The following is a 12,824-nucleotide window of genomic DNA, read 5'->3' on the forward strand; positions in this document are numbered from 1 at the left end:
CGCCATGACAGATGCACGGGCTTCATTGCCAACCCGTGAAGACCAGCGCGCCGCCTTTCTGGCCCGTGCCGGTTTCGCCGGGACCTTGTTGGTTGCCTTGCCGGCGGATGCTTCGACCCGGCGGTATTTCCGCCTGGACGGCGCCGGCCTGTTGCTGATGGATTCGCCGCCACACAGCGAGCCGATCGGCCCGTTCGTGCGGATCGCCCGGCAGTTGCAGGGGCTGGGCCTGTCCGCGCCGGCCTTGCTGGAAGTAGACGAGGCGGCGGGGCTGGCGTTGATCGAGGATTTCGGTCACGACACCTATACCCGGCTGCTGCTGGCCGGGCATTCGGAGTCGGCGTTGTATCACCTGGCGGTCGATACGCTGGTGGCGTTGCATCGCGCAGCGCCAGCCACGGAACTGGCGCCTTACGACGGGCAGCGACTGGCGGACGAGTACGCGCTGTTTATCGACTGGTACGTGCCGCTGCTGATCGGCAAGGACGCGGCGCAAGACCTGCGCGAGTCGTATCTGGCGTTGTTCGCCGACGCCTGCCGCGACGTCGCAAAACGCCGCGAAGCCCTGGTGCTGCGCGACTTTCACGTCGACAACCTGATGCTGCTGCAAGGCCGTGAAGGCGTGGCGGCCTGCGGCTTGCTGGATTTCCAGGACGCTCTGGTCGGGGCGGCGGCCTATGACCTGATGTCGCTGCTCGAAGACGCCCGGCGCGATGTGCCCGAAGCGCTGCGGGAAGCACTGATCAGCCATTACCTGTTGCAGCGCCCGGAACTGGATGCTCCGGTTTTTCTCGAAGATTACCGGCGCCTGGCCGTCCAGCGTCATGCCAAGGTGCTGGGGATTTTCGTGCGCCTGGCTGGTCGTGACGGCAAGCACGGTTACCTCGCGCACCTGCCGCGCACCCTGGGTTTGTTTGTCCGCGCCCTGGACGCCGAGGCCTTTGCGCCGCTGCGCCAATGGCTCGACCGGCACGTGCCGGGCTGGCGCGATCAACTGCCCGCCGAGACCCTGGCGACGTTGCGCGAAACCCCTTATCGATTGGTTCAAGGATCATCCCATGGCCACGTTCAACACTGACACCGCATTGCGTTTCATCAATTCTGAATTCCTGCCGCTGACCGATGGCCGTGTGCGCGAAGTGCTCGACCCGGCGACCCTGCAACCGGTCGGGCAAGTCGGCGTGTGTGGCGCAGCCGATGTGCAAGCCGCCACCGATGCCGCCACCGCCGCGCAACGCCAATGGCGCTTGATCGACGCGAAAAGCCGCGCCGCGCGCCTGCATCAACTGGCCAATGCCATCGAACAGAGCGTGACCTGCAACCGTGAAGTCGCACGCCTGATGACCCTGGAGATGGGCAAGCCGTTTCCAGAAGCCATGGGCGAGCTGGCCAACTGCGCGCCGATCTTTCGCTACTACGCGGAGATGGCCCGGGACGATGCCGGCAAGGTCGCCGGCACCACGCAGATCGGTTCGTTCCAGCATGTGCGTTACGAGCCGTACGGCGTCAGCGTGCACATCATGCCGTTCAACTTTCCGATCCTGCTGATGTGCTGGACGGTCGCCGCGTCTTTGGCGGCGGGCAATGCCTGCATCATCAAGCCGGCGGAAGCCACGACCCTGTGCACCCTCAAGTTCATGGAACACTTCACTGCGTTGCTGCCTGGGCTGGTGTCTTGTGTGCCGGGCGATGCGCTCACCGCGCAATTGCTGGTGCAGTCGGCGCAGACCCACGCGGTGGCGTTCACCGGCAGCGTGGCGGCAGGCAAGGCGGTGGCCGTGGCCTGCGCCGAACGGATGAAACCGTGCGTGATCGAGGCCGGTGGCAGCGATCCGCTGATCATCTCCAGGCATGCGCCGCTGGACGTGGCGGCGGCGGGGGCGGTGACGGCGGCGTTCCATTTGAGCGGGCAAATCTGCACCTCGGCGGAACGCTTCTACGTCGTCGATGAAATCCATGACGAGTTTGTCGCCAGGTTCGCCGAGCGTAGCCGCGCATTGCGCATTGGCCATGGCCTGGAACGTTCTGAGATCGGGCCGATGGTCAGCGAGGCGGCACGCAACAAGGTCATGCGCCTGGTCGATGACGCCGTGGCCAAGGGCGCGACAGTGGTGTGTGGCGGACGGATTCCGCCCGAGCACAGCGTCGGCTGGTTCTATGAGCCGACCATCCTCACCGGCGTGACCGGCGACATGGCGATTCTGCAGGAAGAGTGCTTCGGCCCGGTGGCGGCGATCTGCCGGGTCAGCGATTTCGATGAGGCGGTGCGGTTGGCCAACGACTCGCCGTTCGGCCTCGGTGCCTCGCTGTTTTCCACGGACCTGGCCGAAGCCATGGAAGCCGCCGAGCGTCTGGAGGCGGGGATGGTCTGGGTCAACAATCCGCTGATCGACAACGATGCGCTGCCGTTCGGTGGCTGGAAGATGTCCGGCCTTGGGCGCGAGCTCGGGCGTCAGGGGCTGGAAGCGTTCCGCCGCTCGAAAATGGTCATCATCGACCACCAGCCGAAGATTCAGGACTGGTGGTATCCGTATGCCGACGACGTGTTCTATCGCGATCCGGCCTGAAGCCGGGATGCACACAGGAGGATCGCGATGAGCGACAACATGGGTTGGCCGACGCTGGCGGTGATTCTCGCGGCAGGGCAGGGCAGGGCACGCGCATGCGTTCGCCGCTGCCCAAGGTTTTTTCCCGATTTGTGCGCCTATGGAACTGGAAACCATTCTGGCAATCGAAGCCTACACGGGCGAGACGGGACGTCGTAACGGTTACGCGTTGGCATTGAACGCCCTGTTTGGCTGTAAAGCCGGGAGGGTTGCATGGAAAGGGAGGCGATGTTCAAGTTCCTTGCGGGCTACCTGTTGATGTGTGCCCTGCTGGCATGGGGAGTGGTCCAGGCGTCTCACTGGATTGCTTCTCGCCTGCTGCTGTATTGGATTATTTAGCGCCGACCCTCGCTGCCTCGCTCGACGTTTCCCGATATCTCCTTGCCGATAATTCAAGCACCGCAATGGTGCGTGCCACTGTCTGGGCCTACTCCCGCCGACCCTTCGCCTGCATGCGTCTCCTTGCGTGATGCGCCACAACCTGCCGTTGAACACCTGAAATCCATAAAAACAGCGTTGCCTGAGGCGGCACAAATCGAATTCAAATGTATTCGATTTGATACATGTCGGTTGCTCAAATACAAATGAGAGGAGTTATCAATAGTATTTGTTTCTGCATTGCTTTCGATTAGACTCCCGCCCGCTGTAGGAAAACAGCTTTCTGGATGTAAGAAAAAAACAAAATATCTGTCGCAGGGGAGCGGGGCGTGAATTTCAAAAAAAATACAATTGCGTTGGCTGTGGGGTCGGCGGCTTGCCTGATGAACAGCGCATGGGCGGCCGAGCAGTCGAACACAATGGAAATCGCCCCGATCACGGTGACGGGTGAAAAAATCAACCGCACCCTGGAACAGACCCAGTCGAGCGTAGTGGTCGTCACCGACAAATAGCTGCGGGAAAAGGCCGACCATGACCTGGTCGACGTATTCGCCCGTACGCCGGGCGTGTACAACCAGGCCGGTAACGAAAACTGGGGCATTCGTGGTGTACCGGTGTCCGGTTTCGATGACCAGGGACCGGCCACGCTCAACGGCGCGGTCTCGGTGTTCGTCGACGGCGCCGTGCAGCCGAACCGCGCACTGACCCTCAGCCCGATGCCGCTGTGGGACGTCGAGCAGGTTGAAGTCTTCCTTGGCCCGCAGTCCACCACCCAGGGCCGTAACTCGCTGGCCGGTGCCGTTGTCATCCAGACCAAAAACCCAACCTTCGAACCGAGTTTTTCCGCGCAGACCAACGCCGGGAACTACAACGAGCGCGGAGCGGCAGTGGCCGGCGGCGGTTCGATCGTCGACGACAAGATAGCCGGCCGTATCGCCGTGGATTATCAGGAAGGCGACGGCTATATAGACAATATCGCACTGGGTAACGACGCCAACCCGACCCGTACCAGCAATGCCCGCGGCAAGCTGTTGATCCTGCCCAACGACGATCTCGATGTGCTGCTGACCTACGCCCACGGTGAAAGCCGCAAGGGCGACAACTCGGTCATGCGTGAAAACGACAAGGTCCGCTACTACAAGATTTCATCCAATACCGATGCGTACGACAAACTCAGCCAGGACACCGTCAGCGCCAAGGTCGATTACCGCCTGGACGATCACTGGTCCCTGACCAGCCTCACGGCCAATACCAGCTCGGACTACGACGCCCGCCTGGACTTCGACCAGACGGCCGTGGACAACCAGGTGGTTCTGCGCAAGCAGGACGGCGACCTGTTCAGTCAGGAACTGCGTCTGAATTACGCCTCGGACACCGTGAAGAGCTTCGTCGGCGCCTATTACGGCCGCAGTACCAACAACTTCCACGACAAATTGCTGTTCGACGACGAACTGTTCGGCACCGCCAAGGGCGACACGACGATTGAAAACCAGGCAGTGTTCGGTGAAATCAACTGGACGTTCGCCCCGCGCTGGACCTTGATCACCGGTCTGCGCTACGACCACGAGACCAACGACACCGATATCGACCAGGACGACTTCTCCAGCCCTGGCAATGTCAGCAAATCGTTTGATGCGCTGTTGCCGAAACTGGGTATCGACCATGAACTGGCCGCCAATCAGTACCTGGGCTTCATGGTGCAGAAAGGCTATCGCGGCGGTGGCGTCAACGTCCGTGCCGGTGGCGGTCACGAACCGTACGATCCGGAATACACCACCAACTACGAGTTGTCCTACCGGGGATCGTTCTTCGACCAGACCCTGCGGACCCGCGCCAACCTGTACTACACCGACTGGAAGGACCAGCAGGTCAGCGTGCTGGACCCGGACACACAGTTCGCTCACATCTTCAACGCCGGCAGCAGCGACATCAAGGGCCTGGAAGTCTTCGTCGAAAAAGACCTTACCGAGCAACTGACCCTGACCGCCGGTGGTGCCATCACCGATGGCAAGTACAAGGACTTCGTCACAGGTGATGGCCGCGACATGAGCGGCGAATCGTTCCTGTATGCGCCCAAGTACAAGATGTCGGTCGGCGGCACCTATCGTTGGGACGACCGCCTGACGTTCAACACCGATGTCACCTACCAGAGCACCACTCCGTCGGAATACGAGTTCGACGACGCAGGGCAGGTCACCGGCGAGCGTCAGAGCGACAACTATTGGCTGGCCAACTTCAACACCGAATACAAGGTCACCAAAAACGTTGCCGTGTCCGGTTTCGTGAAGAACGCCTTCGACAAGGAATACATCACCAACAACCGCAGTGGCGACATCGTCGATGCCGGCGCACCTCGCACGGTGGGGTTGATTCTGCGCTACGACATGTAAAGCGACGGATGCCAGGCGTCTGGCACAACCGGCCGGCAACTGACCCAATTCAAGGATTGAGCCAGTTGCCGTCGATGCCGGGTTAGTGGAACGGAAAGATGTAGTTCATCCAGGCGGCCATGCGCAGGAGGATTTTGCGCATCATCGCGATGTGATGGAAATGCTGGCTGTACAACGCCGCCTGGCCGTAGGCACCGCCGGGCATCTGGCCGGCGTACTGGGCATAGTCGGGATCGGTGATTTCAATGATCACCGGAACCCGGCCGGCCGGTGGTGATCCAGTGAAGCCGATCAGCGTGCCCGACGGTTGAACCTGGCCTTCGGCGATGACCGAAACCACGGTTTTGACCTTGCCTTCGAAAACCTTTCCGGGAATGCCGTCAAAAGCGACTTCGGCCTCGTCGCCCTCGGTCAGGCGCAACAGGCTGTTCTGCCGCATCCACGCCGCGAAGTAATGCCCTTCGGCGGGAATGAAGACCATCGAAGGGCGCAGCGGCAACTTGGTCGCCATCATGCCCGGACGCAACGAAACGTGGGTGACGAAGCCTTTGCTCGGCGCGCGGACGGTGGTGTTGTCGAGTTCGTACTGCACGTTGTCCAGTTGTGCCTTCAGGTCATCACTGCGCGCGACCACAATGTCCAGTTCCCGTTGGGTACTGAAATTACGCTTGATCAGCTCGGTGATCCGCGCGCGATCGGCCTGGGCGGCAATCAGTTGTGCCTTGAGGGATTTCAGTCGGTACTCGAACGGCGCGGGATCGATGCGAAACAGCACATCGCCTTTTTCCAGGGGCTGGTTGGTCTTCACCGGTACATCGATCACCTGGCCACTGACCACGGGTATCACCGGAACCGATACGAAATAGGAACGCGCCACCTCGGAATAGGGGTGGTTGTAGTTCATCGTGAAAATCAGCGCGCCGATAATCACGACTCCGCCCAGCACCGCCGTGGGCACCGTCCATTTGTTCAGGGGGATGCGGAAGATCTTGAAGATGGCTACGCAGAGAGCGGCATACGTCAGAATGAGTAAGAGATCCATGGCTCAAATGCCCTCGCCGAGATTGTCCGTTGGTACCCGGTTCTGCGTCGTGCCCGTCGCCGCCTCGAGGCGCTCGATCCGGCCTTGCAGTTCGGCGACCTGTTGTTCGAGGTGAACCACATGACTTTTTGCTGAATGTCCGTCACTGAAACCCCAGCCCCGGTCCTCTCGATAGGCCATCGCCCAGATCCACAGGAACGGCCACAGCGCGTGCAAGGTGAACAGGCTGACCCAGCCGGTGGCGTGGATTGCATCCTGGTGAGGGTGGTTGCGGTGGACGGCAATTTCATAGGGGATGTCGTGGAGCAGAATGATCCCGTAAAACAGGACAAGCCCGACAAAGACCAGCAGGCCCAGGGCGAAGTAATCAAGCATGAACCACTCCTCTTGAAGCGGATAACGTGTGCGCATGAGTGTAGCCGTTCAATCTACACTTGACGGGGATGCGGATATCCAGCCGGAACAACCGGTGCCTGGCCGAAGCGTTGACCGATATCGTGCAAGCACACTCCGACGAGGTGAATTCATGCCAACCAATGGTCGATTCGAGAGGGCGCCTGTACTGGACCCTGTCGAGCGCATTACCGAGGTGATCTTCGGCCTGCTGATGGCCATGACGTTCACCGGCACCATCAGCGTGGCCACGGCAGACCAGGCAGCCGAACGCACGATGATGATTGCCGCGCTCGGCTGCAATCTCGCCTGGGGACTGGCGGATGCGGTTATGTACCTGTTGCGCGCACTGGTCGAGCGCACGCGCAGGATCAAGCTGTACATGGCCCTGCGCAATGGCGCGGACGCCGCGGCCGGTCAGGCGCTCGTTGCGCAGGTGTTGCCGTTGCAGTTCGCGACGGCGGCCGGCAGCGAAGGCCTGGAGTTGTTGCGCCGTCGGTTGATTGAGCAGCCCCCCTTGCCGATCAGGGCAGGCCTGGGCTGGAACGACTTCAGGGGCGCCCTCGGTGTTTTTCTGTTGGTCGTGGGCTCGACATTTCCGTTGGTGGTGCCGTTCATACTGCTCGATCAGACGGCACTCGCCATCCGCCTGTCCAACCTGATCGGCCTCGTGGTGCTGTTCATCGCAGGCTGGATGCTCGCCAGATACGCTGGCGCCACGCAATGGCAGGGTGGGGTGATCATGGCCGCCACGGGGGGCGTGCTGATCCTTGCAATCATTGCGCTGGGTGGCTGACAACCGGTCATAATTCAACACACTAAAGACTCATTCTCATTTACTATTGCCCTTCCATTTACGTCGGGCAGCCCGGTATGGATGTTCTCGCCGCAATCCATCTTTATTTATCCCAATGGGTGATCGAGCCGGTCACCCGGCAGTTCCTGGGCATTTTCGACTTCAACGGCAGACTCGGTCTAGCCTTTCTCTGCATGTCTTACGGCGTCGCCTACTGCCTGTTCCGCTACCGGAAATCCCGGGGCCTGACCGACGCGCGCTCATTCTGGCAGTTCATCGGCGGCCGCCGGGTGTACCTGCATCGCTCGGCGCTGCTCGACTACCGCTACTACTTCGTACTCGCCATCCTCAAGGTTGCCCTGGTGCTGCCTATCGTCGGTCTGGTGGATCCGTACGTCTTGCGTTCAGCGGACTACATCGCGTTCTTCACCCAACTGTGGGGCGCGCGTACGCAAGTGGAGGAGCACCTGGCGCTGACCCTGCTCTATGGGCTGGGCGTATTTCTGGTCAAGGACTTCAGCCATTACTGGGGCCATCGCGCTTTTCATTCGCGGTATCTGTGGGCCTTTCACAAAGTCCATCATTCGGCGCCCGTGCTGGTGCCGGCGACGGCCAGCCGCGTGCACTTTCTGGAAGAGGTGGTCGAAAAGCTCACGGACATCATCTGCGTCGGCGCGTTTGCCGGTGTCTTCTGGTACGTCTGTGGCGGTGAGATCAGCCGCTACACCTTGTTTGGCGTGACCTACATGGTGTTCATCTTCAATGCCCTGGCGGCCAACCTGCGTCACAGCCATGTCTGGTTTTCCTTCGGGCCGGTGCTGGAGCGGGTGCTGAGCAGCCCGGCGCAACACCAGATTCATCACAGCGATGCACCGCGACACTTCAACAAGAACTTCGGCATCAATCTGTCACTGTGGGACTGGATGTTCGGCACGCTCTACGTCACCCGGTCCACACCCGAGTCCATCCAGTTTGGCACCGGTGAGCAGGATCACGAGCGTTACCTGACGCTGCAGGGGCTGATCGTCACGCCTTTCGTCGACATCGCGCGCAAACTCTTTCCTGGAAAAACCCCGAAAGCACAGCCTGAAAGCGGATCTGATCCGTATTTTTCAGCGCAATCTGCCTCTGTAACGGATACAGCCGCCAGCCCACAATAAATCTCCGGTACGGCAGCACACGCCGCCCCTGTACCGCCAATTCATAGTGTGGGAGGCCCCATGGCCAAGATGACGATTTTTCTCGGCGGTTTTCTGCTGTTGACCATCCTGATCGGTATGCTGGCGACGATTCCGCCGGCGTGATCAGGTGCGGCGTTGACCTTGGGAAGATTCATGGTGTCCAGCGCTTGCAATGCTCAATCGGCATCGACTTTCTCACGCACTGAATTTACCCAGAAGTTTATCGAGAGAGACGAGGTCAACGACCTTACCTGGTGGAACCAGCCTGTTACAAATTCACGGTAAATTTTTAATTCTTCCGCTCGTCTCGTTCGTAGCTATTTGGCTTCAAAACAATAGCAGTAGCAGCGTGCCTGTTTTTGAAACTTGAAGTTGCAAGGCGCGATTTGAATGAGTTTGTACGGAGTAATAAATGAAAATAACAAGAAGAGAACGTGATGTGATGCGCTTATTAGTCAATGGTTTGACCAATAAATAAATCGGCCAGCAACTGAGGGTCAGTAACTATCCTGTCAGGGGTCACATATCTTCAGCATTCAAAAAACTTAATGTAACAAGTCGTGTTGAACTCGCGGTAATAGCCGCAGAGATGAAAAGCGAATAATAGCTTTAGCTCTCAGAGATTTATTGTTTTTACTTGTGCGCGGTGCCGCACCTATAGTCACAGCTATAGATGCAGGGTCGTCTTTTGGTCGTTGACAGGTTAACGTAATTAGTAGGTGTGGCTCGTGTCGTGTCTTGTATAGAGTACTCAGTTATATGTATCTCATGCGATTAAATTTGAAAGCCTTAGTAGCCTGTTGTGTGGTCCCGTAAAGATAGCCGTTTCATCGTTAGTTTTGTAAGTGATAATCTCGGATTTACAGAAGTAAAAAATGCTAAGCGTTTTTTTATTGGGGTAGTAAACGCCGTCTTTCTTTTCTGAATAATCGATTGCGAGCATCGCGATCTTCAGTTTGTCTGGATCTATATTGGCATGGGTTCTTAACTCGGAAAGCGCTTCGTCATGATAGATTAGTTTGGTAGCTATGACTAAATAACCTATGGTTCCGCATGCAATGCTGCTGCCCAAGCTTGCTTCTATTAGACCTGTTTTTCTCATGATAATAAAAACCAAACCTATCAGTATATAAGCTAGTACAGATTTTTCAATTAATGAAAAGAGTTTAAGAGGGTCTGCTGATGGTTGGTCTGTTAGCTTAAGTCTTTTCAATGTGTCCCTATTCATGCGCTTCATCTAATTACCATGTTTTATTATGGTTTTAATTCTGTCGGGTGTATTCGTACTGAGCTAAAATACGTCCAGTAGAGCCCTGAGTTGTTTAACTATCAGAGCCAGATTGCGTCTGAGGGGAAAAAGAAGTTCCCTGAAAGCCACCTGGAAGTGCGCTTGGTTTTCAAGCGTTAGCGGCATCTCTTTCTGCATTATAAATCTCTTCTCCTACCATGGCCCCGAACCCACTCCGCTCACTGTCTTGTTGTTCATTAGGAATTAGTCGTCAAGGTTGATAACCTAGAAAAATCGTCAATTTTGGAGCGTAGTAAATTATAATGGAGATGATAATTGGATTGACGAATACATGAAGGTGTTCGCTTCGAATGTTGCCGCCGAATTTCGCATTTATAAGTAATGCGCAACCCTTTGCTGCGAGTCCCAAGAATAAAGCCATTGCGAGCGAAATAGTTATTAACACGATATCATCTATTTTCAAAACATCTGTCCGGTGTGGAGTTGGATTTCTGTCGTATTATTAAAAATACAGCTTCATGCTCTGCTTTTGATTCTTCTGCTTTAGGCACCGAACCGTTCCACGCTTCCTGTTACGACGCCAGTGCCGAAAACCGGTAGCTGACTCGCCCATAGCCTGACCGATCCGAGACTTCCATTGTAAGCCCAAGTAGAAACCGGCCAGACTTATATTGCGCTAATAAGCCATAAGAACCGATGACAAGGCAATATGAAGATCAAAGATTTATTTATACTGCCGCGCAGCAAGCTAAGTACCATCCTGCAGGTATAGGGGGTAGGTGAACAGTTATCCGAAGTTGATGTGAGCCCGTCTACACAGGTCAGGCTCTGTACGAAAGAATTTTAAAGTACGTAGATCGTTTGTTAAGTCAGCTTAGTCCTACATTTTAAGTAAATTTTCTTTTTTTCAAGAGAGATGATTCCTACAGAATGCTTTCCCGATTTAACTTTCCAGACTGGAAATTGCGCGAGTTCCACATTCCCTATTGTTGAATCTGTATTTGACCGTAGCCTGGAAAACTAAAGTTGGTTGTTTTTCAAATTCTCACATGCAAAAAAAACGCTCGCGTGTACCTCAGAAACCATGCCGGCAGTAGTTTTTGGTTCTGACACCTCGGTAGAGCTCAGTGACTCGGCCACCTCCTTGAGCGGCTGCATGTCTTGTGGAAAATAAATTGACTTAAAAGTCAGGATATTGAAAGATGCCGCCCGACCAGACGGTTTCCAGGCTCTCGCTGCGCCTATCGCTGTATACAAAAATATATAGCGAAATCCGCCCGCCAGAGCTCAGACAAACCCGGTCCCTGGACACCAAAAAAACAAGAGCCCCGCACCGGAGTAAACACAATGAAGCTGCAACCCCTGGCCCTGGCCATCACCCTGGGTGGCTTGACCCACCAGGCCATCGCCGCCGGTTTTATCGAAGACAGCAAGGCCTCGCTGAGCCTGCGCAATTTCTATTTCAATTCGGACAACCGGGAAAGCCAGGGCAAGGTGGGCAATGCCGCCTACACCAACCAGGCCAAGGAATGGGGGCAAGGGCTGCAACTCAACGTGATCTCCGGATTTACCCAGGGCACCGTCGGTTTTGGCCTGGACGCTATCGGCATGACAGGGCTGAAGCTGGACAGCGGCGGTCGCGTGGGCAAGGCCGGTATCGACCGCACGCCGGGGGCGCTGTTTCCCACGGACAGCGACGGCCATGCGGTCGATGAGTATTCCAAGGGCGGCGTGACCGGCAAAGTGCGGATTTCCAAGACCGAAGCACGCTTGGGTACCCTGCAGCCCAAGTTGCCGGTGATCAACTTCAACGACGGTCGGCTGCTGCCGCAAACCTTCGAAGGCGGGCAGATCACCTCAAGCGAAATCGACGGCCTGACACTCACCGCCGGCCAGCTGCAAAGCACCAAGACCCGCAGTTCCACCGACGATATCGATCTGCGCATCGGCGGCGCGACACGTCCCGCCGGTACCCCGGCCAGCACCGCGCTGGCCGATTCGGACAGCTTCGTCTTCGCCGGCGGCGACTACAAGATCACCAAGGACCTGACCGCCCAGTACTACTACGGCAGCCTCGAAGATTTCTACCAACAGCACTTCCTCGGCCTGATCCACACAATGGCCATCGGTCCCGGCGCGCTGAAGACTGATCTGCGCTATTTCAACAGCAGCGCCGATGGCAAGAACGGCAACGCGGCCGGACGTGCCCAGGGCTACAAAAGCAGCGGTTTCTGGAAAGCGGGCGACACCCACGCCGGTGAGGTGGACAACAACACCTGGAGTGCCCTGTTCACCTATAGCCTGAGTGGTCATGCCTTCAGCGCCGGTTACCAGCAAGTCTCCGGCGACAGCGCGTTCCCGTTCGTCAACCAGGGTGACGGCGCCACCGCGTACCTGATCACCGACCGGCAGATCGGCAAGTTCCTCAGCGCCGGCGAGCGCACCTGGCTGGCCGAGTACGGGTATGACTTCGTCGCGCTTGGCGTGCCGGGGCTCAAGACCGTGGTCACTTATCTCAGCGGCGACAATATCGACTCCGCCGCCGGTGATCGTAAAGAGTGGGAGCGCGACCTGCGGATCGACTACGCGCTGCAAAGCGGCCCACTCAAGGGGGTGGGCATTTCCTGGCGTAACGCCAGCTTGCGTGGCAATGCCAGCAGCGACCTGGATGAAAACCGCCTGATCCTCAGCTACAGCCTGCCGTTGCTTTAAGCACGGGACCGGTCCTGGCCTGCCGGTGGGCAGCCCAGGACCGCCAGGTGATTGGTCAACCCCCGAGAGGAGCATCG

General features: G+C 57.5%; 8 protein-coding genes and 2 pseudogenes. 7 read left to right on the forward strand and 3 right to left on the reverse strand.

The window, feature by feature from the left end:
- The first annotated feature begins 4 nt into the window (after positions 1-4).
- The 3 genes and pseudogenes from AC3IT9_RS12295 to AC3IT9_RS12305 all read left to right on the forward strand — a co-directional run bounded on the left by AC3IT9_RS12295 (position 5) and on the right by AC3IT9_RS12305 (position 5,374).
- Positions 5-1,078, forward strand: coding sequence for an aminoglycoside phosphotransferase family protein (locus AC3IT9_RS12295; RefSeq protein ID WP_489273230.1), 1,074 nt, complete (start codon positions 5-7; stop codon positions 1,076-1,078).
- Entirely contained in the window at positions 1,059-2,567 is a 1,509-nt protein-coding gene (locus AC3IT9_RS12300) for an aldehyde dehydrogenase family protein (protein ID WP_489273231.1), read from the forward strand. Before AC3IT9_RS12295 ends, AC3IT9_RS12300 begins: the two co-directional genes overlap by 20 nt.
- A gap of 746 nt (positions 2,568-3,313) precedes the next feature.
- Positions 3,314-5,374, forward strand: a pseudogene (locus AC3IT9_RS12305) (TonB-dependent receptor).
- A gap of 82 nt (positions 5,375-5,456) precedes the next feature.
- On the opposite strand, the gene AC3IT9_RS12310 reads toward AC3IT9_RS12305, so the two are convergent.
- Positions 5,457-6,416 (reverse strand): HlyD family secretion protein, encoded by a 960-nt coding sequence (locus tag AC3IT9_RS12310; RefSeq protein WP_150725364.1) that lies wholly within the window; start codon positions 6,414-6,416, stop codon positions 5,457-5,459.
- 3 nt (positions 6,417-6,419) lie between these two features.
- Complete coding sequence (locus AC3IT9_RS12315) at positions 6,420-6,791, reverse strand: DUF3302 domain-containing protein (RefSeq protein WP_150725365.1); 372 nt, start codon at positions 6,789-6,791, stop codon at positions 6,420-6,422.
- 151 nt (positions 6,792-6,942) lie between these two features.
- Here AC3IT9_RS12315 and AC3IT9_RS12320 point away from each other — a divergent pair, with 151 nt between their 5' ends.
- From AC3IT9_RS12320 to AC3IT9_RS12330, 3 genes and pseudogenes are all read left to right on the forward strand, one after another.
- Positions 6,943-7,605, forward strand: a complete 663-nt coding sequence (locus AC3IT9_RS12320; RefSeq protein WP_150725366.1) for a VIT1/CCC1 transporter family protein — start codon at positions 6,943-6,945, stop codon at positions 7,603-7,605.
- A 77-nt stretch (positions 7,606-7,682) separates the two neighbouring features.
- Entirely contained in the window at positions 7,683-8,765 is a 1,083-nt protein-coding gene (locus AC3IT9_RS12325; protein WP_489273232.1) for a sterol desaturase family protein, read from the forward strand.
- A gap of 433 nt (positions 8,766-9,198) precedes the next feature.
- Positions 9,199-9,390 (forward strand): annotated as a pseudogene (locus tag AC3IT9_RS12330) (response regulator transcription factor).
- Between the two features lie 162 nt (positions 9,391-9,552).
- Here the strand turns inward: AC3IT9_RS12330 and AC3IT9_RS12335 are convergent.
- Positions 9,553-10,023, reverse strand: coding sequence for a hypothetical protein (locus tag AC3IT9_RS12335; protein ID WP_489273233.1), 471 nt, complete (start codon positions 10,021-10,023; stop codon positions 9,553-9,555).
- Between the two features lie 1,359 nt (positions 10,024-11,382).
- On the opposite strand from AC3IT9_RS12335, the gene AC3IT9_RS12340 reads away from it, so the two are divergent.
- Positions 11,383-12,747, forward strand: coding sequence for an OprD family porin (locus AC3IT9_RS12340; protein WP_489273234.1), 1,365 nt, complete (start codon positions 11,383-11,385; stop codon positions 12,745-12,747).
- The last annotated feature ends 77 nt before the right edge of the window (positions 12,748-12,824 follow it).

The organism is Pseudomonas sp. KH_046_1, from assembly GCF_057839025.1.